We start from the raw sequence: 25,554 nt of genomic DNA on the forward strand, positions 1-25,554 counted from the left end.
GTACCATCTTCCGGTACTCGTTTTCTTGCTCGTCCATGACGTGAACCTCTTTCGTTCTGCAGGGAGGACAGAGAAGCCCTAGCATTCTTACGTACCAGTGCCAGGGAGCGTTGCGTCAACCAGGCGCGAGAAAGCATCTCTTCTGACCTCACTCTGTGACCGTCACACCCTCGCACTATTACGGACTAGTTTTCCCCCATACACAAACCAATCGACATCCATCCTCCTTGGGCAGGTCATCCCTCCCCAAGCACTCGCCCTGACTCCACCTGGAGAACTGGGGGATTAAGGCGCCTGGCTCTCCACTCCTCATGGCCCCCTCTTTTTCTCATTCGGAGCCATTTGGTCCCCTTTTCTTTTATCAACAACACCATTGAGCCAGCCTCCTTCCATCTCCTCAAGGAAATCATTCATCTCATCTAACCACAGGAAATCATGAAGTGCCCGGCCGAACCAGGCGCGCCCTTGCTCGCTCTGCCTCATCAAAACACTTTTCCTCCTCATTCTAACATTATCAGCATCTCATGTCATATCCACCCCGATGCACATGAGAACACCACTCCTCAGCCCTAAAACAAGAAAAATCCGCTGGCAGCAACACCCCCAGCGGATTCTCTGAGCCTACCCAGACCTGGCCAGGCTCGACAGCGATAGAAGAAAAGGCATGCACCCCATTGCCTGGTCAAGGCCTCCTCCGGGCACGCAAAAAGCAAGGAGAAGAGACAACGAGACAACGGCACTCATCAGAGAGAGCAGCACCAGGCACCAGGTTCTCATTCCCTCATAACTCACCATCAATCCCCTTTCTCCCTCCATTGGCACACGTTCCTCATCACGACCCGGAGCACAGGAACACAAGGACCCCACCGCAGCGGCATTGTTTTTCGCTGCTCACGCAGTCGCTGCCTTCCTTGCTTCATCCCTCTGTTCCGGCCCTGTTCCGGTCCTGTTCCAGTCCTGTTCCAGTCTCCTTCTGAAACGAGATGTTAGCATTCATCAAACCGTTCAAGATGCGCTTGCGACCAGGCATCCACAAGGCCACAAGAACTCATTCACTCGAGCCTGTTCTCACGCCGGCAAGCACACCGCAACACGAAAGGAGACAGATAATGATCGCTTTGCAAGCACTCCTCGCCTCATTCCAAGCGAAGCGTGGTCTTATTTCAGCCGCGCTCGCTCGTGGGCTGGTCACGCTCTCGCTTGCATTGGGCTTACTCGCAGGCCTCCCGGCATTCGCCCTGGCCGCCTCGCATGACGCCCCCAGCCCCGTTCCCCATACCATATGCGCACACACTCCCCTTCCTCCTGGGTGGGTGATCGTGGATGAGTGAGCAGATTGGACGCAGTGTGGAAGTCCCTGGAGCGGCCCCAATGTCCTGGCGATTGCTCCCCCCCACAACCCAGCAAACCGTCTGCGTCAATTCCCCTCTCCCTAGCGAGTTTGTCATCACTGCGGAAGCAGTGAATGTGAACCGTTGTCAGAGAGATTTTTTTCAACCGCTAGGCGCAACCAAAACCATCACACCCTTCTCCAACCAGTCCAATCCCATTGATGTCTGTGTCGATTCTCCCATTCCACCTGGCGCAACCATCGTCGCCGAGTACCGGGTTACAGATCGCCCCAATGCGGCACTCACCTGTGTAAGAGGCATTGGCATCATCCAAAAGACAGTGCAATTCCCCAGTGGAAATCCCATGTATGTCTGCGCAGATTCACCCATTCCCGACGGCTATCAGGTCGTCAGAAATGCCTATGCCCAAAATTGCCGCACCGACAACGGCGCCTCCAAACTCATTGCACCGCAAACTACCCCATAGCTCTCAGAGAGAAAAGCGCAGCGCACTCTCTTTCCTGGCATAGATCAAACGCAGACAAAAACAACGAGACAAAGATAACGAAAGGATACGATAACCCATGACGCTACGATCTCTGATAGGCCTCCTGGCGCTAGGACTACTCCTCCCAACACTCACGTCGAGTCTGTTCTGGCATGACACTGTTCATGGAAGCACGCAACCAACGCATCCTGGGCTGGCAATTCCTCTTCCTCATGCCAGCATCATGGACCTGGCGAACGCATTCACACTTGAGGAACGCACCCAAGACACTGCCAGCCAGCCGTATGACTCCCGTCCTTGCGCCCAGCAGCCATCACCAGGACACTGCAATGGCGTCCTTCCCATCATTCCTCACTTCTCTCCTGATAGCCGCGATGCTGGAAATGGCTATTGCTTTGATCATCAGCCCCAAATTATGGAGGACCAACAAATTCCTGATGCCATGGGCCAAACCATGGTCGACTTTCAATTATGGTACTTCACAGGCTGCAAAAGCTACGCCGCCCATCTGATTGCGACCCCTGGCGCAAATGGGCAACAACCAACGCTCCAACTTCAGGTCGATCAATATACCGGCAGTGGCATTCTCAATGGAATTACCCAACTCTTCTGGCATGTAGGAGGGGAAGATAAGCTGTTCCCTTCAGCCACACAAGCCATCGGTCCCCTCCAGGATCATGAGATCCGGTCTCCCATGCTCTATAGTCCAGATGCCCCCGTCCAGGCAACCACAACACTGCAAGTCAACAATCAACCCTATGTGGCTTTTAGTAGCTACTATGCTGCTGGACACCCCACAACCATCAATGGGCAAAGCTCCTAAGTATAGTTCGCTCCTGCGTGTTCCTGCTCATCACACAGGAGCGAGCCACATACAGGCACCAACCAAGCGCCAACCAGCACACCAGAAAGGTCAGGCCCTGAAACACACGATGAATGAACATCCAACACTCACTCGCGCCGCTCGCCAGCACACCGCGCGCATGAAATACACACAGACAACGCAGACCACACAGACACACCATCACCCACCTTCCAGTGTCCCCACAAAGACACTCCGCGAAAGGAGCAGAAGCGACATGAAAAGACGATCCCTGCTTGGACTCCTGGCACTCGTCCTCCTCCTCCAAATCCTCATCCTGGGAAGCTTCTGGGCGACCATGAACATCATGGCAAACCAGAATGCCCACCCGCGCGCGAAGACAAGCCAGGATACGCACCCTCGCGCGACCATTCCTCCTTCCACGCCCACACGCACCATGGACGCAGCGAACGCCTTCGCCCGTGCAGGCCATACCCGTCAGGATGCCACCGCTACCACGACCACCCAGACGTATGACTCCCGTCCTTGTGCCCAGCAGCCATCACCTGAACACTGTAATGGCGTCCTTCCCCTCATCCCTCACACCCCGCTGAATAGCCGGGAGCATGGCAGTGGCTCTTGCTTCGATCAGCAAATTACCATCATGGAGGACCAACAAATTTCGAACTCCGCCGGACACACCATCGCCGACTTCCAATTGTGGTTCTTCATCGGCTGCAAAAGCTATGCCGCCCATCTGATTGCAGCACCAGATCAACCACCACCAACTATCCAACTCCAGGTGCAACAATATGACGCAGCAACAGCAGCAACAACAGAGAACAAGAACCTGCACCCTTCAGCCACACAAGCCAGCGGCCCGCTTGTGGATCAGGAAACCTGGTCTCCCCTGCTCTATAGCCCACACGACCCCGTCCAGGCTTCCATGTCCCTGCGCATCAACCAGCAAACCTATATGGCCCTCACCCACTTCTATGCCGCCGGCCAACCCACCTCCATCCACGGACACAGCCAGTAACCATGGCTTCCAGTCGCGAACACAAGGGAACGAGCGGGAAGGCAAACACCGCGTTCAAAACCCGCTCGTTCTCTCCCAGGGTTGCCAGGCAACAGCAGGAAGTATCTCATCACCAGCAAGAGCAACACACATGCTCTCTGCTCTTCCAACTCCAATCGATGACACACGCAAGCTTTTTGACCAGTGGAATTGCTGACGTACACACACACACACACACACACATTCATATTGGCAAAGGAAAATGATATGCATCGCAACGAACAGAGAACGATCTGGCTGATCGACCAGGTGCTCCGTGTCAATGAAACATCCCCTTATGCTGTCGTGGGCTCGCATCGCTGGTGCAGGTGTGGGAGGTGCAGGAGGAGGAATGGGAAGTTAGAACGAGCGGGTCGTGTTCACCACCACTCTGGTGTTCACCACGCTCGTTCCCTTCTAAGGGGTGCCTGGCAACAACAGGAAGCCTCTCATCACCAGCTAGGAGCGTGCAGGCCCAGGCCATGGGATCATCCCTTCCAGGACACGCATCGCCTTGTTCTTGTTTTTGGCAAACACCTGGACCCGCGGGAGGAGCTTGGCCGCTTGTGCAAAAGCTGTCACTGCTTCACGATAGTTGCCAGTCATCAGAAGAAGACCTATGCCTTTGAGAAAGTACACACTCATGAGCGTGTCTGGCCCATGCTCCAAAGCCCGGTTATAGGCGGCCAGCGCCTGGTCGTATGCGCCTTCTAACGCGCATACGACTCCGTCGAGCATACCAGTATACGGGCTATCGGGAGCAAGCCCACGTAGTTCTTCGTGAAAACTCTCACCAGCGCTACGCCCAAACCGTTGGTAATTTTGCAGTGCCTGGGTAAACAACCGTTCCAGGTATGCGTGGTCTGATTGAGTAGTGCCTGTCATCATCCTCGTCCAGATTGTATTTACACAAAACAATCTTCGTTCCTGTTCATTATACTCCATAACATCTTATACATGTTATATATCTCTAAGTGAGTTCGGTATCATTTTTACGATCTAGCCAACGTTACTGTTCATCCGACTATTTTCGTCCTTTCAATCCTATAAATCACAATTCTCCTCTTCCCATTCTCATTGTAGCAGCCGCTCTTTGCTCACGTCCTGAAGAATATTTCACAGCTCGTCTATGAGTATTGCATAAATGCAGCTATATAAATTAGTTTCGGCAACTACTCCAAGAGCTATACTTTGAAAAAGCAGCATACGTTTTCGTGTCTATCGAGCGAAAGAGAGCCCGGGAAAGCCAGGCTGATCACGCTCTCCACCTTGACGTTTTCTCATGAAAGGATGCGCTACGTATGCGCCGGGCAACCACAGGAACACCAGCACTCGCTGTATGTGAAAGTCATCGATCTCGCGCCAGGTCGCGGGCCCCTGGAGACGCGAGCCTGGATCTTATGAAGCAACACATCCCAAAGCAGCCTGTAAGCTTGATCAACTCGTTCTCGTCTCCTGATGACAGTGCTGAAGTGGCCTGCCCAATGCGCGCAGGGGAACGCCGTGCGCCCAGATACCATGGCTTTGGCGAATCCCTCTCAAGAGCGCTGTGTTTTTTTACAGGTTTGCACGTCTCTTGCAAGAGATGATGGTTGTTAGCAAAGAAAGCGTAAGGTGCAATATAGCAGATCCGGAACAACTTGCACGGCTCAAGCGCAGCGTGCTCGAATGGAATACCTGGTGGTCTCCTGACGTCGCTATCGACTTGCGTGAGGCGTGCCTTTTTGGCGCCTCGCTGAGGGGGGTCAACATCTGTAGAGCCGATCTCAAGGAGGCGAATCTGTGGGGCGCCGATCTGAGTGGAGCCGATCTCGACGAGGCCGATCTGACAAACGCACTACAGTTGCACTTCTTTCCCATTCGTTGATCTTCTGCTTCCCAAATAAGTCCTCTTTTTCATCCTCAGAGCTCTCTTCTCAGGCATACTCTTTCTAGGAGCATGTGCTCCTAGAAAGAGAGGTAATCTTTCATGAATCTTCATCCACACACTACCATTAATGATCTCATGCGCTGGTCTCACCAGCTTTCCTTGCTTCATGCTCGCATTGCTCCCCACTTTGCTCGGCCCGAACCCAGAAGGCGAGCTCTCGCCTATCTCCAAGGCCTTCTCAGTGCCGTCGAACGCAAAAACAGCTGGCAGATGGCCGAACACGCACAGGAAGCACGACCCTACGGCATGCAATGCTTGCTCGTTGGCAGCGTTTGGAATGCGGATCGGGTTCGCGACGATATACGAGCATATGTCGTTGAGCACTTTGGCGAGCCGCAAGCGATCCTCGCCATCGATGAAACCAGTTTTCCCAAACGCGGTTGCCGCTCCGCAGGTGTACAAGTGCAATACTGTGGCACCACGGGACAGGTACAAAACTGCCAAGTCGGGGTGTTTCTCTCCTATGTGAGTTCAAAAGGCCACGCCCTCATCGATCGGGAGCTGTACCTGCCCCTGGATTGGTGTGAAGACGCTCGGCGTTGTCAGGAGGCCGATATTCTTCTGCCAGCTTGTTTTCGCACCAAACCAGAATTGGCCGTGCGCATGCTGGAGCGAGCCTGTTCGGCTCAGCTTCCTTTCTCCTGGGTCGTCGCCGATAGCGTGTATGGAGGCAATGATGGACTCCGAGCATGGCTTGAAGAGCATCAGACCTCCTACGTCCTTGCCGTCCCCTGTTTTGAACCTGTCAGCATTCGCCTGCCTGATGGATGCCGTCGTCAGATTCAGGTTCGTGAGGCTCCCTTGCTTCCAGGACAGCAGTGGCAGCGGCTTTCACAAAGCCAAGGAAGCAAAGGTCCACGCCTTTTCGACTGGATGCTGCTTCCCCTCTTGCATCAGTGGCAGGACGATGCATGCTACCACCTCCTTGTGCGCCGCTCCATCACTGATCCTTCTGATCTCGCCTTTTTTCTCGTCTTTGCTCCCCCCAAGACCTCGCTCATGCAACTGGTCCGGGTCATCGGTATGCGCTGGCACATTGAAGAGCATTTTCAGGCGAGCAAAGATCTGGGTCTCGATCACTATCAAGTTCGCAGTTCCATCGGCTGGTACAGGCACGTCACCCTCGTCTTGTTGGCTCATGCCTTCCTTCGCGTGATCTGTGCTCAGCAACCCTCACCCTCTTCTCTGGCAGCCTTGACCATTCCCGAAGTACGGCATCTGCTTGGCTCTCTGCTCTGGTTTTCATCTCCCCAGGTTTCATTCGTCCTTGCATGGTCTGCTTGGCGGAGAAGGCACCGTCATCGAGCCTCCCGCTCTCACCAATTGGCTCGCTTCAAAGCAGGCTGACGAGATTGGCCGATCTCATGCCCTCGATTCCCTGTTTTTTCTGGATAATCTCCCGGCAGTCCCTGTATCTTTCCTGCTTTCGAAAGGAGGTCCTTTTCATGATCTTTCTCGCCCAACACATCTGTTGTCGCCTGCTTGGTATTGATCCCAAAACGCTGCGCCGCTGGGCAGCCCTCGCCCAGATCGCCTTCCTCAAGAGTCCTCTCGATGCTCGCCTGCGGTGCTTGACCCCGGCCTCTCTTCAGTATCTTGCTACCATCCATGATCGCCCTCTCGATCCATCCCTCGTCCCTGGTGAAATCCCTTCTTCAGAGAAGCTCAATGCTCCTCATGCTGAACCCGATCCTCTACAGGAACCATCAGCGTCCCTCGTCCATTTGCAGCAGCTCGTCGAAACGTTGCAACTCCAGGTCAGCCAACTCGCCTTGGACCTCCTGCAGGAGCGTAGGAGGCGCGAAGAACAGGAGCAGAAGACGAGGCAGATTCTGCTTTCCTCTCAGCCGAGTGCATCCAAAGAAGCCAGTCCGAAAGATCCCCACATGCAGGACCCTCCGAAACCGGCTCCTTCCTCACGCAAAGGCCGCCCTCGCGCCCTCATTCCTCTCATTGCCGCGCAATCAGATGGCTCGTATCTCGTCATCTGCCCACAGCATGGCGAACTGCACATCCCTCCCGATTCTCGCCAGTGGTTCACCTGGCTCGATACGCTCTCCTCTTTCCGCTTTCTTGGGCAGCAGGGGCGTCTGAGCACATACCGCAAACAAGGGAAAGCTTCCTGGATGGCCTACCGTCGCCTCCACGGTCATGTTTCTCAATTCTCTCTTGGCACAACCAATCAGCTCACCATTGCCCATCTTGAACATATGGCCTCCTTGCTCCAAACGCCTGCATCCTAATATCCGCCACATCTCTCCGAGCTCTCTTCTGTTCCCCATATGCTCCAACAAGTGCAACTGTAGTGAAACGCTGATCTTGGGCAGGCCCATCTGAGTGGAGCCGATCTGCGTGACGCAGAGTTGATAAACGCTGATCTTCACAAAGCTGAGCTGCGGGGAGCCAATCTCTGCGGCGCCCAGTTAACTCATGCCAATCTCACAAAAGCCGATCTGCGGGGAGCCGATCTGAGGTCGGTTGATGTGCAGAGAGCCTCTCTGCGTGTCGCCAGGCTCACAGGGGCTGATCTCACACACGCCAACCTTACAGGCGCTGATCTCACATACGCCGATCTCACAGGCACTCATCTCACAGGCGCCAACCTCACAGGCGCCGATCTGGAGGGCGTGAATCTCATTGACGCCTGTCTTGACGACGTAGAACTCACGGGGGCGCTGGGGATTGCTTTGGCTCCTCCACCATTGTCCTCCTCCTCACCCATCCATTGGCGCAGCCTGGTTGTGGAAGCTGAAGAGAATCGCTGGCTTGGGGTCGCGACTCGCTCGCAGGTGTGCGAGGGGTTGGCCGCCATTGAGACGCAGTGGCGTCAATACCGCGCCCATCCCTCAGCGAACAACGCCCTCGTCTCTTCGTCTCCTCCCACGGGAAACATCCCGTGGTGGGCAACCTGGCTGAAGCGACGGGTGAGGGCGCACGCCTCACCACAGGCGGTGCCAACCACAGCAGCACACGCTTCCACCCCACCACCACAGATTGTCGCGATCACGCTGACCTTTCGCCAGGCCAGCCCAAAAAAGTTCACCTCCAGGCGCATCGACGATCCTCTCACCCTCAAAAATATGCTCGTCCTCTTGAACACTTCCACGCACTGGGAGAATCTGGTGCGCATTATGTTCAAAAACCGCTATGACCAGCAACTGCTCATCCAGGTCGTTCCAAACACGCACCCTCCTGCTGCTTGCAATGTCATCCTCGGGTTTGCAGGCCTCACTCCCCCAGGAGTAGCGACGCCTCAATAACCCTCCACCCCAGAGAGAACGGCTCACCAGACGGCGAGAGGCGTGCTCTCCGGGGGGAGTCCTCCTTCACGTAACACAATTCTGCACAGATCGCAACGCTGGAGCTGCGTTTCTCCATCGCCTCAACACGGCGAGCGTAAGGCACAAGGCCCATCGAGGCCTTCGAATGCACCAGGCACATCTATGCATGACTCACTAGCGATGTGGCTTCTTTCCACTACGCCAAGATCGAGCATCCCTGTAACAAGGCAACAAAAAAGGGGACAGTGGTCCACAACGCACAGCAACCGGGGTCACTGGTCATTGATCTTCACTGTCCCCTCACGCGGGGTATTCTCTATCACACTGACGCTCCTGCTGCGAAAGAGCACACGTAGAAAAAGCAGAAGTCATCAGTTGAAGGCAACATGGGCTAGAAAAAAGTAGACCATCGTCCCCCTCGACTGGGCAATCCCCTTCAGCGTACACCTCAAATACGTGGAGAGAGAGTGGTTTCGCGTTCTGACTCATGAGCGCCAAATACATCTTATACTCCTCTCTCGTTCAAACCAGGGGCTCTTTGCCACAAAATGCTCGATACACCTCCAGTTGCTCTAGATAACTTCGGTGAGAATCGTAAAGCCCCTCGTCCACTTCGACTCTCCCCTCGGCCTCTGGCACCTCAAACACCAGGAGGCGTGTGGCCTCGAGGTCCTGGCGCATCTTCTCCCAAAGAACCGCGATCTCCTTCCCAAGGGCAGCAAACTGATGCATGCTTTCCACATACACCGCCTCATAGCGCCGGCGCACCTCCTCAATCTCCCCCTGATATCTTCCCTCGACGCCCTGGCACATCTTCGCCAGGTCCTTCTCCTGCTCCAACCAGGACCTCGCGACCCGCGAGGACACGACCACGTCCAGAATCTCACGGCTATAAGATATACACGACCCGCTCGACAACATAGGCTCGCCGAATCGCTTCCCGTTCTTCCTCTTTCACATGACCTATCAATCCACCTCCATATATGCTTTCATTTCACCTTATAACCATACAGCATATTCCCCATCTTTGGCAAGGTTTCCTTTCGCATTTTCTCTCGATATCTTTCCAGCCACCTTAGAGTGTGTCTTAAGACGAACAATTAGTATCGGGAAGGAGCTAATCGAGTCAACAAGAGACGAATGGAAGCCACCTGGATAAAGGCCTCGCTGCTTGAGGGCAATCCCTCATCATCGCGAGCAAGTCGGCGAAAGCGGATGAGCCAGCCAAAGGTCCGTTCCACGATCCAGCGTTTGCGCTGGACCTGAAAGCCTCCCTTTGGGTTGCGAATCTGGACGGGTTGCCCATTGACGAGCATCCAATCCGTCTGCGCCTCACGCTCTTGGTGAGGGACAATTTCGATCTCCCATCCAAGATGTTCTTTGAGCCAGTGCTCAAAGGGCTCTCCATCATAGCCATGATCGGCAAACAGATGCGAGAGACGCGTGAAACATTGGGTAAGTCCCTCTAACAAGAGGCGGGCGCCAGTCACGTCGGCGATATTGGCTGCAAGCACTTTGACTGCCAGCAGAAAGCCTTGCGTATCAACCAAAATGTGCCGTTTGCGTCCCAAGATTTTTTTTCCCGCCATCATAGCCACGTCCGATGCCTGGGACTGGACTGGTCTTGCTGGATTGGCTGTCGATGATACCGGCGGCTTCCGTTCTTCCTCTCGCCCCATCGAGCCACGCACCTGGCGGCGTAAGGCATGCATCGCTTTTTCCCAGGTCCCATCGCGTTGCCAGCAACGGAAATAATGCAACACCGTTTTGCCATTGGGCAGGTCGTGAGGCATTTGTCGCCAAGAACAGCCTGTCCGCAGGACATAGACAATGCCATTGACGATTTCTCGTCTGGGAATCACTTCCTGGGTTGCGTTGGGGGATGGTGGCGGGATGAAGGGTGCCAACAGGTCCCATTGTGCATCGGTAAGATCCGATGGATAGCGCTTTCTGTTGATGCTCTCTTTCATCAGCTTCCGCTCCTTCTTGCTCAGTTTGGCGTTCCTTTATTGTCTCCTTTCAGTTTACTCCTGGCTCTCTGAGCCTCTTAAGACATACTCTGAGAGACGACAAGAACAGCGTTCAAAAGATTATTGTTTCAACTTTATTATCATCATCACCCATATTAGCGCCATAACATGCTGTCGTTGAATGTATAGAATACGTGACACCAGCTTCAGGAATTTCAGAGAAGATCGCGGTTTTTTGTGATGTTTGCCCGGGTGCAATTATGACAGCTTCTTCAGATATGGTTCCCCCTACTGGTCGTATCTTTGTTCCCAGCGAGTCTTCGAGATAAATGCGAATAGAATAATTAATGCTGGGGTCGTTGGTGTTATTTGTCACACTAAAATTCCAGATCATTCTACTCTGTGATGGGAATTCTTGTATCGTGGTAAGTGTCGTTGTAAGATAATTATTGCAAGCACGCTCACAGGTAAACCTCAGATTTTTCTTGATGATCTTTGTATCTGGCGTGGCCGTTGGCTGCGGAGTTTTTGCCGATGGACCATTCGTATTGCTCGTCGATGTTGAGCTAAGAGTCTGCTGGCCTGTTGGAGTTGTGCTGGCCTGGCGTCCCAAATTATAGAATAGAAGGCCGGTAATGCAGATCAACACCACCGCGAGAATGCTGATGAAAGGAACCAATTTCCCAGTATTACTCCGACGCGCGGCAGGCATTTCCCAATAATCCGGTTGTTGTTTATATGACCCCTGATGTGTAGATCGTGGAGGCATGCCATTTTGCCTGGTTGAGCCCATCGATGAGGCAGAAAAATTTCCTGGCGTTTTCTGAGATGTCACAGGAGGCATTTGGTTCCGCATCAATGTTGGAGTATTGCTTGTTTGCGTACGTTGTGTCGCCGATATCGTGTGCTGCTGATAGGTCTGATTCAGCGTCTGTTCGGACTGAAACGCTGCTCTGACGGTTGATCCAGAGGCTTTCGCAGATGAGAGAGGTGTTACTATCGTTTCTCGCTTGGATTGCGCGAGTTGCGCTCTCTCACCATTGGCGGCCTGCTCTAACGCGCGAGCGAACGTGGTAATCTCGCCAAAGCGCTGTGTGGCATCTTTGGCGAGTGCGGTAAAAATAACCTGTTCAACTTCCTGTGGCAGACCCGGTACCCGCGCGCATAATCCTGGCGGTGAAGCAAACATATGCTGACTAGCCACTTCGGCAAATGAACCTGAGAAGGGACGCTCGCCACAGAGAAACTCATAGGCGACAACACCCAGGGCATATTGATCACTGGCGGCCTTCGCCTTACCCTGAAGTTGTTCCGGGGCCATGTAGGCAACCGTCCCACCAATATCCATTGATCCCTGATAACGAGAGCTCTGTGACAGAATAGCAATCCCAAAGTCACTTAACAAAATCTCCGCGCCTGTACCCACCAGCATATTCTCGGGTTTTACATCACGATGCACCACTCCTTTTGTATGCGCATAGGAGAGGGCTTCGGCCATTTGCCGGATCAAAAACACACTTTCGGAGAGGGGTATCCGTGTCCCCAGAGGATACCTTTGCCGCAACGATCCATGGGGCGCATATTCCATGACCAGAAATGGTATATTACGTTCAATGCCAAAATCCAACACCTTGATGACATTGCGATGTTCTAGTTCTACAATCGTACGCGCCTCTTGCTGGAAAAGAGTCGCGTCTTGCTGCCCTAATTTCGTTTGTAGCACCTTGATGGCGGCTTTGCGATCAAGATACAGGTGTTCTCCTAGATAGACGTCGGCAAAACCACCCTGACCCAATAGTTTCGTGAGATGATAACTCCCAAATTGTTGACCTACGAGTTCTTCATGCATAAATACTTTCAGACTTTCTCATGTTATTAGGAATAACGTGCATATGTGAATTTATGGCACAGGATAATTGAGAAATGAAAAGTGATCAATGATATGATTCACGATGAAATTGTTAGCAAACTCACAGGCGATACTACTATCAGCTCGCAGATGAGGCTGATGCAGGATCTCAAAGAGCTTTGTTGCCCCTTTGTGGTCTCATGGTCGATTTTCCAGGAACAACCGCAGGCGAAGCGCGTTCTTTCTTCATCGGTTGAGCCGTATGGTATCATTAGCCTTTCGCCTTTAGCGTCCAACTGTTTACAAGAGTATGCCTACCCCTTGCAAAAGCCCCATCGTCGAGGGGCTTGCAATGAGTTTAAGGGAAAAGGAATTCTATAATGCCAACTTCGCGGCTTTTTCTTCGTCTCTGTAGCACCATGGTAGCAACAGCCAACATAAAAAGCGTTGAAGCATGGAACTAATGGAAACAACAGTGGACGAGTAGCATGCTCGATCTGAGATGTGCTTATCTGCAAGAAGCGGACCTGCAAGGCATCGACTTTCAAGAAGTGAATCTGGAGGGAGCCAATCTGCAAGAAGCCAATCTCGATGGAGCCAATCTCAGGGGCGCGAATTTTCTCTATGCCAGGCTTCAAGGAGCTGATCTGAGCTTTGCCGATCTGAGAGGGGCGCTTCTCTATGGTGCGAACTTTTCGTTTCCCATGTTCACGTTTATGTGACTTAAAGCAATTAATGGCCGCCAAAAGAAGCATAACTTGGCCGATAGCCTGAACTATTCAAGCTCAAAATTTGCTGTGTTAAAAAAGCAATTTGTGGCCGAAAGTGCAAAAATAAAGCGTAAATTGGCCGGAAGTATAGTTTTCCAGATTGGTTTGTATCGGCTTCTGAAGGGCTTTCTACTTTTAGACTCAGCCAGAGCAGAGCAGTTTGAGCGGAAAATTCCGTTTCGGAAGCGTAGATAGAAAACCGTATCGTGACCGAGGTGGCCGATTAATGCTTTGTGTCACATATCTCCCCTCTCGAACCGACGAATCTTCTTCGTTGTCCAGTTCGAGAGGGCTTCTCTCTTCTCTCCTACAAACAATATTCAATACCCTGAACAGCACACTTCGAGCTTTCTTGAATATCCACTTACCTGGCGAAGCTCCTGTCCAATAAATGCGCCACATCGTCCCAGAGCACCTCGAAGCTTGGAGCGCCTAGTTCAGCCCCGATCAATATCCGGTTATTGCGCACCGCTTCAAAGACGATGCAATAGCCAGCTCCACTCCCAGAGCCAGTCTTGATTCCTATCATCCCCTGGTAGCTTGTGAGCATTTGATTCGTGTTAGACCAATCGTAACGATGGTTATATTGGGTCGGCGGGATATGATATTCCGTCTGACTCACGATGGTGGCAAAGAGTTGATATTGCATGGCATAGCGCGCGAGCGTCACCAGGTCCGAGGCACTCGAATAATTCCCCTCGGAGATGGCGCCATGCGGATTCGAGAAATGGGTATGGGTCAGCCCCAACGCCTGAGCCTTGGCATTCATCATCGCGACAAAGGTATCGGTCACCCCCCCAACAACACGCGCCAGCGTGAGCGCGGCATCGCATCCCGATGGAATCAGCAGACCATAGAGAAGATGACGAATGCGCAGATAGTCGCCCGCGTGCAATTGCGCGATGCTCGCCCCTGAGGGGACCTGATCCAGATCCTCTTGCGCCACCGTCACAATCTTTTCAGAGTCGCTGTTCTCAAGAGTGATGACAGCCGTCATGATCTTTGTTGTGCTGGCAATCGGCACGGATCTGGAGCTATTGCTATTAAACATCACCCGATTGGACGAGGCGTCCAGTATATATGCCTCCACGCCATTCATCAGGGGTGTAGGAGTTGGCGAAGGGGTCTGCGAGGGCGTTGGTGACGGAGTTGGGGTTGGCTCATCAGTGGGAGTAGCCTGCACAGCCACCACGGGCGGTGTGTTCTTAAAAGAAGAGTAGACAAACGTTCCCATACCCACAACAAAAAGAAGCATCAGCACCAGAAGCAAACTCAGAAATAGTTTTTTGAAACGCATAGTATCTCCATAGAGAGCGAGAACGGGTGGAAAGGAGATTATAAGGCCACTAACGGCTCAGATAAGAGGGTCAAATGGCCTATTTTGAGGTATTCCCAGGATGTTGGGGTCCCGCTACCCCGCCCCTGATGACAGCTAACGTAGCGGGACCCCCACAAGGAGCACCATCACGAGAAAAGCACCGATGAGCAGGATGCGTTGGTTCATTGCGTTCATCCTTTCTTTCCGACAAACAAAACTGTTCACCAATCAAACATAGACCTTCCGCTTTGCAACGGGAGAACCACCGCGCTCGCGCAACAACTGGTAGAGTGCCTGCGAGAGTGTGGGATACGCAAACTGGAAGGTCGCCTCCGTCAGGTGTTCAGGCACAAGATGCTGACTGTCCAGCATCACCGTCGCGAGTTCTCCTAACGCCGCTCGGAGCACGAACGCGGGAAGGGGAAACAGGGGAGGCCGCCGCAAAACGTCCTGGACTGCGCGCAGAAACGCCCGATTGGTCGCCCCTTCCGGCGCACAGAGATTGAACGGGCCGGAGAGCTGGCGCTGTTCCAGCAGAAACTGGATGGCACGGGCCACGTCCATGCGATGAATCCAAGGCAGCCACTGGTGCCCGTTGCCCACTTGACTCCCCAGCACGCGAGCAAACTGTACCAGCGGAGGAAAGGCGCCAGCATGGAGGTCGAGGACCAGCCCGGTACGGACGATACAGCGCCTGGTCGGAGCAGAAGCGGTCGATGCCTCCCACTCCTGGCAGACCCGCGCGCGAAAGCCCTGCCCAGGCAAGCTGGTCTCGGTCAGCAGTTCCTGTCCGCGATCCCCATAATATCCCGAAGCTGAGGCTTGGATCAGCACCGCTGGCGGCCCATAGTGATCCATCGCTTGGATCACCGCCTGTCCAGCGCTCAGACGGCTCTCCAGAATGCGCGCTCGATACGTCCGCGTCCAGCGCCAGTGAGCCGGAGTCGCCCCCGCCAGATTGACGATGGCGCACTCATTGGTCAGCAACTCTCCCCATCCTTGTGCAGATGTGGCATCCCAGCCAATCGTCTGGATCTGTGGCAAGCCTTGTTGGGAAAACAACTGGGCTGCCTGCTTCGGATATCTGCTCAAGATGATGACCTCATATCCTTGAGGAGCAAGAAGGTGTGCGAGCGTGCTCCCGATCAGTCCGGTGCCACCGGTAATCAGCACGCGCATTCCTCACCTCCCCTGCTCCTCTGGCTCTCCTGCTCCGTTCTGAGACGCCAGCCAAGTAACCCACCGCAACCAAAGAGCAGTGCGTTCTCCAGCCCATGAATTGCAATCATCTGAGCAATGGTGATGGTCCACGCTCCCGTTGCCGCGCCAAGAGCATAGGTTCCGGCAACCAGCATGGTGAAAAAGACGGTCAGATACGACAACGCCACAAGCATCTGCGCGAACCGGGAAACGGTCGTAGGCACAACGAAACGCAGACCCAAGAGTGCGAGCAGAATCAGGCTGAGAGCCAGTAGATCGGCTGGTGTCGTGTCGAGATCGGGCAGGCCGGTGATCTGGGCACCAGTCAGCCCGGCAGCGACCAGCAGCGGATCGATCAGGACGCCGAAGGCTGCGGCGCGATAGGCCGTCCAGCAGATCCCATGACGTGTCACCGGGCTGTTGTGGAGAGTCTGCCCAGTCAGTCCTGTTATGACCAGCGCAGCTAGGGGAATCACGTGAAAATGAACTGCTGTGAGCAGGTCAGTGTGCACGCCAAAGCCCAGCGACTGAAGACCCCAACGCGCCAGCGCCATCCATGCCCCGCCTGCTGGCAGGTAGAGCAGCGCTCCTGCTAGGCAGAGCTCGGCAAGCGAGAGGCAGTGTTTCTTCCTGAGCATCTGGCAGAGCTGAACCAGACCAAGCAGCGCGAGCAGCCCGGTAAACCCACCCCAGACAGCGGCAAATGTCGCAGCTAGCGGTCCCGTAGGAAGAAAGAAGGCGGCGCCCCCGAGAAAGGCCGCCAACGGCTGGAGAAACACGACCAGTGCAGCCCATTTCGAGAACAAAGGGCCTGCGTGCTGGGAGAAAACAAAGGGGAGAGCTAACGGAGTGATCACAAACAGCGCCAGCAAGAGCACAATCTCCAGGTCATTCAGTTGGGTCCAACCGAGCAGGCGAGCACATACGATTCCTCCCCAGATGCCTCCCCCAAGGCCAAGGCTGATCCAGTTCCACCTGACCGGATCGTTTCTGTACAAAGACATACGAAGCTCCATTTCTTGATGATCACTAGACACCTCGCAGGCACGCGAACTGGGCGCCAGTGACAGCACTGGTGACCAGCCAGATTCACAAAAATGAACAACGTTCACTTGCCAATATCCTAGCAGATGCGTTATGCTGAAGTCAAGGGTTGGACGCCGACTCGCATGATGGGGAGTCGATGTCCAGGGTGCTCGTGCGGATGTCGGCGAGCAAAATCGTCTGGAGGAGAGCAGTATGGAATCGTCTGAGGCACAGGAGAAACACGAACCACGAGCAACGCAGAAGCTTACGCAGAAAGCGCTCCTGACGCGGCAGCGTATCATGGAGACAGCCTGGCGTCTGTTCGCGACGAAAGGCTATGATCAGACCACAATGCGCGAGATCGCGGCAGAGGCCTCGTGTTCACTGGGACTGACCTATCGGTATTTTGCCAGCAAAGAGGATCTCGTCCTGGAATTGTACCGCTGGCTGGTGCTCCAGTTAGAGGAGCTGATTCCGCTGCTCCCTGTGACCTCCATCGCCGACCGTTTTCATCAGCTCATGCACGCGCTGTTGGAGGTCATGACGCCGCATCGCTTAACGCTGGTTGCCTTATCCGGGGCGGCCCTCAATCCCCTCTCGCGCGCCGGAGTCTTCGGCGAGGAGGGAATGGAAGTTCGTCACCGAGCGCGTGCAAGCTATCGTCTCCTGGTGGAGCGTGCCAGGGATATCCCTCGTGCCTCGCAGGTGGAGGATCTGGCGACGATTCTCTATGGCTTGCAACTGGCCCTGGTCCTGTTCTGGCTCCAGGATCTCAGCCCTGAGAGACGCCAGACCGAGACTCTTTTGCAGTTCATTCATGAACTGCTGGAGCGGTTGCGCCCCCTCTTACGGATTCCCTGGATCGCGCACCTCCTGGCTCGGTTCGCGCACATTGTTGGGCCGCTGCTTGGATCGGAAGGATGATAAACGCCAGCGAGGAAGCATGGTTCGCCTCAGCAAGAAGATGATCAAATCATGAGAGCAAGAACCTGTTGCACATCAGATGCGCAGGCTTTGCAAAAAAAGCGTAACTCCCTGCTTTTCTCCCCACTGTAGCAGATCAGCTTTTTCTTTGCAACACTACCCTTCACATTGCCTGTTAGCGCAAACCCTGCTATATTTAGAGATATAGGGAAACACACGAAAGTAAGATATCATGTCAAAACCTGTCTTGCCTGCACTCATCTGGTCGCAGGCAAATCATACTTATGATCTCCTGGCTAATGGAGTATTCCAACAGCCCTTTGCTGGGGAAGATGAAAGAGCCTGGCAGGGTTGGCTGGAAACCCAGACCGGCTTCTCCTTTCAGGGACAAGGGGGGCACCTCAGTGTTCTCAAGGAAGCACATTCACACGAGACAGGCGACTGGTATGCGTATGCCTCTCATGGTCAACGCCAGATAAAGCGCTCTCTCGGAAAAACCGAGACTATTACCCTGGCTCGCCTAGAGGAGATAGCTGCAACGCTTACACAGATGCGTGAGAGTACGCTTTCCGCTCACCCCACCACATCGCAGACAGCCGCGGTTTTCTCCCCTCCGTCTACGCCTTTTCCTCTCGTGGGATTATCAGAGCCTGGATCTTTTTCTGGCTCCCTGCTCCTGCCCAAGCTCTTACCGCCACGTTTGCCTGGCACACTGGTGACACGTGAACGTTTAATAGCGCAACTGGATCAGACATTGACACACGGACTGACACTGCTCTCAGCTTCGGCTGGCTTTGGCAAAACAACATTGCTCTCAACCTGGGCAGCGCATTGCCTCTGTCCAGTGGCCTGGCTGTCACTGGACGAGCAGGACAATCATCCTATGCGCTTCTGGAGCTATGTGATTGCCGCATTGCGCACCACAGAACCCACGTTGGGAGAAATCGCCCTAAGTATGCTGTACTCGCCGCGGCCCCCAGCCTTGCCGGCTATTCTGACAACGCTGATCAACGATTTTGTTGCTGGTCAGGAGGAGCGAGTGCTAGTGTTAGATGATTATCATGTCATCGACGATCCAGACATAGCCAGTTCCTTTTTGTTCTTGCTCAAACACCTGCCCTCCAGGCTGCACTTGATCTTGGCCGGGCGTACTGATCCGCCGCTGGCGTTACCCCGTTTGCGTGCATGCGGACAGGTCATCGAGATACGTGATCGCGATTTGCGCTTTACGTCTGCAGAGGCTGCACGTTTCTTGCTCCAGGCAATGCAACTTCCCCTGGTAGAAGCAGAAGTCAATATACTGGAACAGCGCACCGAGGGCTGGATCGCTGGTCTGCAACTGGCGGCCCTCGCCATGCGCGCACACGCGGATTCTTCCGCGTTTGTTCAGCAGCTCTCCGGCAGCCAGCGTTTTATTCTCGACTATATGCAGACCGAGGTACTGGAGTGCCAGCCCCAGGAGATACAAGATTTTCTGCTCCGCACGGCGATCTTAACTCGCTTGCACGCCTCGCTCTGTCAAGCAGTGACGCTGGGAACCAATACACAAGAGAGCCAACAGATGCTACTCGCCCTGGAGACAGCCAATCTCTTCCTGGTTCCCCTTGACGAAGAGCGACACTGGTATCGTTTGCACGGCCTGTTTCGCGATGTGCTCCAAGCCCGTCTGCGCACGCTGTTCCCGGAATGCATCCCCATCTTGCATCAACGCGCGGCCCATTGGTATGCGCAACAGGGAGATGCGCGCATGGCGATTATCCACGCGCTTACTGGTGCCGATTACGACTTCGCCGCCACTTTGATGGAGCAATCCGCAGAGCAGATGTGCTTCAATGGAGAGGGCACACAGTTAGATACCTGGATCAAGCGGCTGCCTGACGCGCTGCTGCTCACCCATGGTCGCCTCGCCCTCACAACTGTCTTACAGCTCTTATTTTCCACATTTAACGCTCCGAATGAGCAGTGGGAGCAGACGGTAAACAGGACGGAACAGACCATCGCGCGCCTGGATCCGCTTTTAGAAAGCCCGCACGCTGTTGCTCTCTCAGAATCAGAAGCCCGCTTGCTGCACAATCGCCTGGCCTTGTTGCGCAACTGGATAGCGGCCAGGGCTGCGCGTATGCAAGGGGATGAGGAGCAGAGGCGCCGCCTTGGCTCCCAGATGCAGGAATTAGCCAGAGACGATGACGTCGTGTGGAAAATGCTTCCGACCTTCAACCGCTTCGACACAGACAAGAATCAGGTTGCCATGCTTCCGCTACTCTCTGCGTTGAAGCAGCAGGCCGAGAGAGAGCAGCATCACTATGAAGCGGCCTGGCTGATGGTGATGCTCGCCTTAGCCTATCAGCAGGCAGGGCAACTGCACCAAACCTACCAGAATTATCGCGAGGCGTTACAGCGCTTGCAGCAGATGGGAAAGGCGCGGGCGCAGTTCGGGTACAGTCATCTTTACCTGGCTCAGATTCATTGGGTCTGGAACCAACTTGAAGAAGCACAGGCCCATATTGCTACGGCACAACAATTCGCTCAAACCTGGCACCATATAAATATGCAGATACAAGTATATTGCCAATCCATCCTCGTTCTCCTCGCACTGGGGAAACAGGCTGAAGCAGAACAGGCTCTGGCTGAAGCAGAGCAACTCTTCCAGCAGCATCAGTGGCAGCATCTTCGTACTCGGGTGATGACCGCACGGGCGCAGATCTGGCTAGCTCAGGGCAATCTCGTTGCTCTGGCCAATTGGGCTGCACAAAAAGAGATCGATCCACACCTTCTCAATCACATTAACGAACTAGAATACGCAGAATATCTGGCTCTGGTACGTGCCTATCTTGCCTTGCAGAAAACTATTGAAGCGCTGTCTTTGCTGACACTTCTGCTCGCCCTCGCAGAGCAGCACCAGAATATCTGGCACATTGTGCAGGTTCTCGTCCTCCAGGTGGTGGCGCTGTACGCTTCCGGTGAAGCCATTCAGGCCCAGCAGGTCGCGGCACACCTGCTCCAGTTGGCTGAGCCTGCAGATTACCTGCGTCTATATTTGGACGCAGGCGATCCCATGCGGCAGGTACTCCAGAGCATCCTGAACGCCGCGCACACCCTGTCCGAACGTGATGCTTCCCCGGCTCTCCTTGACTCAGTCAGAACTCTGCTGGCGGCATTTGGGCAGCAGACGAGCCAGGCCGCTCACATAGAGCAGCCATCCTCCTTGCCGCTTCAGGCAATTCATTACCCCCCGCTCTCACCGCTCACCGCACGCGAACAGGAGGTCTTGCATCTGTTGGCGCAGGGAACCACGAACCAAGAGATCGCCGATCGACTGGTTATTTCTTTTGCCACTGCGAAGAAGCACGTAGCCAATATTCTGAGCAAGCTGGGAGCCGAGAATAGAGTGCAGGCCATTGCCCGCGCGCGAGAGTACGCACTCCTTTAGCCTCCAACCATCCTCTGCTGTTCCTTTCCCTCAGGCAAAAAAGCCCCTTCGTAGTAGCCATCCGGCTACTACGAAGGGGCTTTTTTGCCTGAGGGAAATACTCCTCAATAGTAGCCGAAAAGCTACTGCGTATGGGTCCGGAAAACTGGTATCCTCTCTCTATGAGAAACACCTAAACGGAGGCTGGTACAACGATGCATTATCGCATTCGGATCAACGGACATCTTGGTCCATCCTGGCGGGAATGGTTTGAACTATTAGAGATTGTCGAGGAAGTTGCGGGAACCACCCTACTGTATGGGCAACTGGCCGATCAAGCAGCGCTGTATAGTGTGCTTCTCAAAATTCGCAATCTTGGCCTGACATTGCGCTCGCTTGAGACAAGTGAGGATGAAGAAGAAAGTAAATAAAGATGAGTACACCACAACGTATGATTATCGGCATCAGTGGAGCGACTGGCGTCATATATGGGGTGCGCTTGCTCCAGGTGCTCAAGCAGCAGGGCATCGAAACCCACTTGGTCGTCACCAAAGCGGGGGAAAGGACACGTGCCTATGAGACAGATCTCTCAATGCATCAGTTGCGGAGTCTGGCTGATGTCTGGTATCCCGTCACCGATGTGGGAGCGGCTATTTCCAGTGGCTCCTTCAAGACCATGGGTATGATCATTGCCCCATGTTCGATCCGCACGATGAGCGAGATTGCGCACGGGATCACCAGCAACCTGCTCACGCGTGCTGCCGATGTGGTCCTGAAAGAACGGCGCCGCCTGGTCTTGATGCTTCGCGAAACACCCCTCACGGCAGGTCACATCAAAAGCATGCTCACGGTCACAGAGAGCGGCGGCATCATTGCCCCACCAGTACCCGCTTTCTATATCCGGTCCCAGACCATCGAAGATCTGGTCGATCATACGGTCGGACGCGTACTGGATTTATTCGATATCGAGATGGAAGGTGTGCGGCGTTGGGGAGAAACAGCGGCATGTGAAGATGTAGCGGACCCAATCGGAAGCGCTTTTTAAGTTAGGAGATAAAGACAACGGCAAATTTCCCAGTCGGTTCTCTGCTCTTGCGACGTTATGCATGAGAAAATTTTGCCTGAATCTGTTGTTGAGGGAAGATAGCCTATGCGCTATTCTTCGTACAATCCGAGGATAATAAAATGAGTCAAATAAAGCAAAAGAATGTAAAAAGACATTTACGCTCTCTACGAGAGTACATAGAGGCCCTGCACAAAATCGGCGAAGTTGTCGAGGTTGAGCGCGAAGTCGATTGGAATCTAGAGATTGGCGCGATCACCCGCAGGGTCAATGAACTGGGAGCGCCCGCGCCACTCTTTATGAACATCAAAGGCATTGCCCCCGGCTTTCGCGTACTAGGAGCACCTGCGGGGATCAGTTCCGCGCCTGGACGCTACTTGAGCCGCATCGCTCTTTCACTGGGACTCTCCGCCATGGCCTCAGGCAGCGAGATCATTGAAGCTCTGGTTGAGGCGCGCAATGCGCAGGGCATTGCGCCGCGCATCGTCGCGTCGGGAGCATGCAAGGAACATATCGACCTGGGTGACGCCGTGGATTTACTGAAATTCCCCACTCCGTTCATTCACGAGGGCGATGGCGGCCGCTACATTGGGACCTATGGAACTATTGTGGCGCGGACGCCTGATGGAAGTTGGACGAACTGGTCGAATGCGCGTGTGATGCTGCTCGATGGCAAACGCATGACCGGCATTGTCAGTCCTTTTCAGCACCTGGGCGTGATTCATAAGCTGTGGAAAGAGCAAGGCAAAGACATGCCCTTCGCGCTTTGTTTGGGAGTCGAGCCAGCAATCTCATTTGTCTCGGGGATGCCCCTACCGAAGTTCATTAATGAATCCGATTATCTGGGTGGCTACCTGAGTGAAGCCATCGATGTCGTCGCCTGCGAAACAGTGAAGCTTGAGGTTCCAGCAACATCAGAGATCGTGATTGAGGGGTATCTCTCCGCGACAGAGACCACCGTGGAGGGTCCTATGGGCGAATACGCGGGCTATCTATGGCCGGACGCAGGTGAAATCCGACCAGTATATCATGTCACGGCGGTAACGCATCGCCATGAACCTATTTTGCCTGTTGTGGTCGCTGGTGAGCCGGTTGAGGAAGACCATACAGTCCAGGGCATCCCGAGCGCGGCAGAGACGTTGGTTCAATTGCGCCAGGCTGGCATTCCGGCAACTATGGCGTGGGTGACGCTTGAGGCTGCCAATCACTGGTTGGTAGTAACGTTGCCCAACACCTGGAAACAGCAAACAGGGCTTGACCGCAACGAACTCTTCAAGACTATTGGCGATACTATCTTCAAATCGAAATTTGGCGCGGTCATCCCGAAGGTGATCGTGCTCAATGATGACATTGATGCAAGCAATACCAACGAGGTCATATGGGGCTTTGCCACACGTGTGCGCCCGGTCTCTGGTGAACATTTCTTCAATCACGAGGCGACGAGTCCGTTAATCGCGTTTCTGACCACCAATGAAAAGTTTGCCTTTGATACGACCAAGGTGGTCTACGATGGTCTCGCTCCAGAGGAATGGGGAGAACATTTACCCAAACGTACATCCTTCAAACACAACTACTCCAGAGAATTGCAAGCGCACGTGTTACAGAACTGGGAAGCTTACGGATATAAAGCATAGTTCTCAAGGGGCCAGATAGATGAAAGCATCTTTCTCGCTCTGCCTGTGAATGGAGCGGCGCCCCATTCACGTCGGCTGCCTTACTCTTGGACTCGACTTTGCCACACCAGAATACCCACTGCTTCTACCAGGTCTCTTTGTACGCATTCTCTTCCTAGCCTGATAGGCGGTGGCACGCTTCACGAAAGGACGTTTCTTTCTAATGCCGAATGAAATGCCAACTGCTTTGCCAATACAGAAGGCAGGTAGGATCGATCCGCGCATCGCGTTACTGGCGCTGGGCATGTTTGCGCTGGGTACCGATGCCTTTGTCATTGCTGGCGTCTTACCTGTGATCGCGAAAGAGATGAACGTGACCGCAGGGCTGGCCGGGCAACTGGTCACGGTTTTCTCGCTCACCTATGGTCTGGGTTCACCCTTCCTGGCCGCTCTCGCCAGTCGTTGGCCGCGCAACCGCGTGTTGATTGGTTCCCTGGGCCTCTTTTGCCTCGCCAATGTGGGATCAGCCCTTGCGCCAACCTTTCCACTTCTCCTGCTCACACGTGTACTGGCTGGCTGTTTCGCCGCCACTTACGCGCCATTGGCCTATACCATTGGAACATCGCTGGCTCCGCCTGAAAAACGTGGGCAGGCGCTAGCCCTGGTAGTCATCGGCCTGACGGCCGCGACCGTCCTGGGTTCGCCGCTGGGGACCTGGATTGGGGAACATGCCGGTTGGCGGGTATCCTTTGGTTTGGTAGCACTACTGGCAGGTATAGCCTTTGTTGCCCTTTTGTTCTGTGGCTTGCCCAAAGTAATGGAATCTGAAGCGCTATCGTTGAAAGCACGCCTGGCACCCATTGCGGAGCCGCGTCTCTTGCTTGCGCTGATCCCAGCTCTTATGTGGAATATGGGCATCTACGCCATTTATACCTACATCGCGCCACTGCTCCAGCACAGCCTCTCGGTGACTGATATCAGCGGTTTGTTACTTGTCTTCGGCCTGGGAGTCATGGTGGGCAACTGGTCCGGCGGCGTGATCGCTGATCGCTATGGGCCCACGCGTCCCCTTGCTAGTAGCCTCGTGGTGCTTGCGCTAGTCTTTGCAACACTCTCGCTTTCGACGACCACTCTTCTTGGCGCGTTGATCGTTCTCTTCATCTGGGGTGTCGCGGGCTCTCTGGTGTTTATTCCTCAGCAGCACCGACTCCTCGGTCTGGCACCCAAACACGCGAATGTCGTCCTGGCACTCAATAACTCGACACTCTATCTGGGAATTGCTGGAGGAGCTGCTCTCGGCGGAGTGATTCTGCACACAGCTTCGGAAACCATGCTTGATTGGTTCGCGACAGGCTGCGCTCTACTGGCCTTCCTGGTGTTGTTCCTCAGTCTTCAGATAAATCGTCATTCACGCAAGCGTGAAGCGCCACCCACACCGCAAGTAGAGGAAACAGCAGTCGTTGCCTTGGCAAACGAAGAAATGTTTTAGCTAGGAGAAACAAA

The 25,554-nt window shown here is 54.2% G+C and carries 22 protein-coding genes and 1 pseudogene; 15 read left to right on the forward strand and 8 right to left on the reverse strand.

All coding sequences use genetic code 11. From position 1 onward, the window contains the following. Positions 1-309 precede the first annotated feature (309 nt). On the reverse strand, positions 310-483 hold the full coding sequence (locus KTE_RS00350; protein ID WP_201377188.1) for a hypothetical protein: 174 nt from the start codon (positions 481-483) through the stop codon (positions 310-312). A 626-nt stretch (positions 484-1,109) separates the two neighbouring features. On the opposite strand from KTE_RS00350, the gene KTE_RS00355 reads away from it, so the two are divergent. The 4 genes from KTE_RS00355 (at position 1,110) to KTE_RS00370 (ending at position 3,680) form a co-directional block, all read left to right on the forward strand. After that, positions 1,110-1,331 (forward strand): hypothetical protein, encoded by a 222-nt coding sequence (locus KTE_RS00355; protein ID WP_201377189.1) that lies wholly within the window; start codon positions 1,110-1,112, stop codon positions 1,329-1,331. Further along, positions 1,324-1,818: a hypothetical protein gene (locus KTE_RS00360; protein WP_201377191.1), complete on the forward strand. Its 495-nt coding sequence runs from the start codon at positions 1,324-1,326 to the stop codon at positions 1,816-1,818. Before KTE_RS00355 ends, KTE_RS00360 begins: the two co-directional genes overlap by 8 nt. A 97-nt stretch (positions 1,819-1,915) precedes the next feature. Then, the gene (locus KTE_RS00365) at positions 1,916-2,662 is read left to right on the forward strand and encodes a hypothetical protein (RefSeq protein WP_201377193.1); all 747 of its coding nucleotides are present in this window, start codon (positions 1,916-1,918) and stop codon (positions 2,660-2,662) included. Between the two features lie 256 nt (positions 2,663-2,918). Next, positions 2,919-3,680 carry a hypothetical protein gene (locus KTE_RS00370; RefSeq protein WP_201377195.1) on the forward strand — a complete coding sequence of 254 codons (762 nt, stop codon included), beginning with the start codon at positions 2,919-2,921 and terminating at the stop codon, positions 3,678-3,680. A gap of 477 nt (positions 3,681-4,157) precedes the next feature. Here the strand turns inward: KTE_RS00370 and KTE_RS00375 are convergent, their stop codons facing one another. Continuing rightward, positions 4,158-4,586 carry a tetratricopeptide repeat protein gene (locus tag KTE_RS00375; protein ID WP_201377197.1) on the reverse strand — a complete coding sequence of 143 codons (429 nt, stop codon included), beginning with the start codon at positions 4,584-4,586 and terminating at the stop codon, positions 4,158-4,160. A 697-nt stretch (positions 4,587-5,283) separates the two neighbouring features. Here KTE_RS00375 and KTE_RS00380 point away from each other — a divergent pair. The 4 genes and pseudogenes from KTE_RS00380 to KTE_RS00395 form a co-directional block, all read left to right on the forward strand. Next, on the forward strand, positions 5,284-5,565 hold the full coding sequence (locus KTE_RS00380) for a pentapeptide repeat-containing protein (protein WP_201377198.1): 282 nt from the start codon (positions 5,284-5,286) through the stop codon (positions 5,563-5,565). A gap of 138 nt (positions 5,566-5,703) precedes the next feature. Continuing rightward, positions 5,704-6,975 (forward strand): IS701 family transposase, encoded by a 1,272-nt coding sequence (locus KTE_RS00385; protein ID WP_201386903.1) that lies wholly within the window; start codon positions 5,704-5,706, stop codon positions 6,973-6,975. Positions 6,976-7,073: 98 nt separating this feature from the next. Beyond that, the gene (locus tag KTE_RS00390) at positions 7,074-7,871 is read left to right on the forward strand and encodes a hypothetical protein (RefSeq protein WP_201377200.1); all 798 of its coding nucleotides are present in this window, start codon (positions 7,074-7,076) and stop codon (positions 7,869-7,871) included. Between the two features lie 78 nt (positions 7,872-7,949). Beyond that, a pseudogene (locus KTE_RS00395) lies at positions 7,950-8,888 on the forward strand (pentapeptide repeat-containing protein); the annotation flags it as partial. A gap of 543 nt (positions 8,889-9,431) precedes the next feature. On the opposite strand, the gene KTE_RS00400 reads toward KTE_RS00395, so the two are convergent. The 3 genes from KTE_RS00400 to KTE_RS00410 form a co-directional block, all read right to left on the reverse strand. Next, a complete protein-coding gene (locus KTE_RS00400) occupies positions 9,432-9,776 on the reverse strand; it encodes a hypothetical protein (RefSeq protein WP_236600205.1) in 345 nt (114 codons plus the stop codon). A 233-nt stretch (positions 9,777-10,009) separates the two neighbouring features. Beyond that, a complete protein-coding gene (locus tag KTE_RS00405; RefSeq protein ID WP_236600206.1) occupies positions 10,010-10,879 on the reverse strand; it encodes an IS5 family transposase in 870 nt (289 codons plus the stop codon). A gap of 112 nt (positions 10,880-10,991) precedes the next feature. Next, positions 10,992-12,728 carry a serine/threonine-protein kinase gene (locus KTE_RS00410; protein WP_201377205.1) on the reverse strand — a complete coding sequence of 579 codons (1,737 nt, stop codon included), beginning with the start codon at positions 12,726-12,728 and terminating at the stop codon, positions 10,992-10,994. A gap of 488 nt (positions 12,729-13,216) precedes the next feature. Here KTE_RS00410 and KTE_RS00415 point away from each other — a divergent pair, with 488 nt between their 5' ends. After that, positions 13,217-13,450, forward strand: coding sequence for a pentapeptide repeat-containing protein (locus tag KTE_RS00415; RefSeq protein ID WP_201377207.1), 234 nt, complete (start codon positions 13,217-13,219; stop codon positions 13,448-13,450). Between the two features lie 412 nt (positions 13,451-13,862). Here KTE_RS00415 and KTE_RS00420 read toward each other — a convergent pair whose 3' ends face one another. The 3 genes from KTE_RS00420 to KTE_RS00430 form a co-directional block, all read right to left on the reverse strand. Next, on the reverse strand, positions 13,863-14,795 hold the full coding sequence (locus tag KTE_RS00420) for a D-alanyl-D-alanine carboxypeptidase family protein (protein WP_201377214.1): 933 nt from the start codon (positions 14,793-14,795) through the stop codon (positions 13,863-13,865). A 249-nt stretch (positions 14,796-15,044) separates the two neighbouring features. Further along, on the reverse strand, positions 15,045-15,995 hold the full coding sequence (locus tag KTE_RS00425; RefSeq protein ID WP_201377216.1) for a TIGR01777 family oxidoreductase: 951 nt from the start codon (positions 15,993-15,995) through the stop codon (positions 15,045-15,047). After that, a complete protein-coding gene (locus tag KTE_RS00430; protein ID WP_201377217.1) occupies positions 15,983-17,020 on the reverse strand; it encodes a YndJ family transporter in 1,038 nt (345 codons plus the stop codon). Before KTE_RS00430 ends, KTE_RS00425 begins: the two co-directional genes overlap by 13 nt. Before the next feature lie 235 nt (positions 17,021-17,255). On the opposite strand from KTE_RS00430, the gene KTE_RS00435 reads away from it, so the two are divergent. From KTE_RS00435 to KTE_RS00460, 6 genes are all read left to right on the forward strand, one after another. Continuing rightward, on the forward strand, positions 17,256-17,966 hold the full coding sequence (locus KTE_RS00435; RefSeq protein ID WP_201377219.1) for a TetR/AcrR family transcriptional regulator: 711 nt from the start codon (positions 17,256-17,258) through the stop codon (positions 17,964-17,966). 232 nt (positions 17,967-18,198) lie between these two features. After that, a complete protein-coding gene (locus tag KTE_RS00440; protein ID WP_201377221.1) occupies positions 18,199-21,396 on the forward strand; it encodes a LuxR C-terminal-related transcriptional regulator in 3,198 nt (1,065 codons plus the stop codon). Positions 21,397-21,590: 194 nt separating this feature from the next. Next, entirely contained in the window at positions 21,591-21,806 is a 216-nt protein-coding gene (locus tag KTE_RS00445) for a hypothetical protein (protein ID WP_201377223.1), read from the forward strand. A gap of 2 nt (positions 21,807-21,808) precedes the next feature. Further along, on the forward strand, positions 21,809-22,420 hold the full coding sequence (locus KTE_RS00450; protein ID WP_201377225.1) for a UbiX family flavin prenyltransferase: 612 nt from the start codon (positions 21,809-21,811) through the stop codon (positions 22,418-22,420). A 140-nt stretch (positions 22,421-22,560) separates the two neighbouring features. Next, positions 22,561-24,072 (forward strand): UbiD family decarboxylase, encoded by a 1,512-nt coding sequence (locus KTE_RS00455; RefSeq protein WP_201377227.1) that lies wholly within the window; start codon positions 22,561-22,563, stop codon positions 24,070-24,072. 202 nt (positions 24,073-24,274) lie between these two features. After that, entirely contained in the window at positions 24,275-25,540 is a 1,266-nt protein-coding gene (locus KTE_RS00460) for an MFS transporter (RefSeq protein ID WP_201377229.1), read from the forward strand. The last annotated feature ends 14 nt before the right edge of the window (positions 25,541-25,554 follow it).

Origin of the sequence: Ktedonobacter sp. SOSP1-85 (genome assembly GCF_016587415.1) — a bacterium.
Lineage (GTDB): Bacteria > Chloroflexota > Ktedonobacteria > Ktedonobacterales > Ktedonobacteraceae > Ktedonobacter.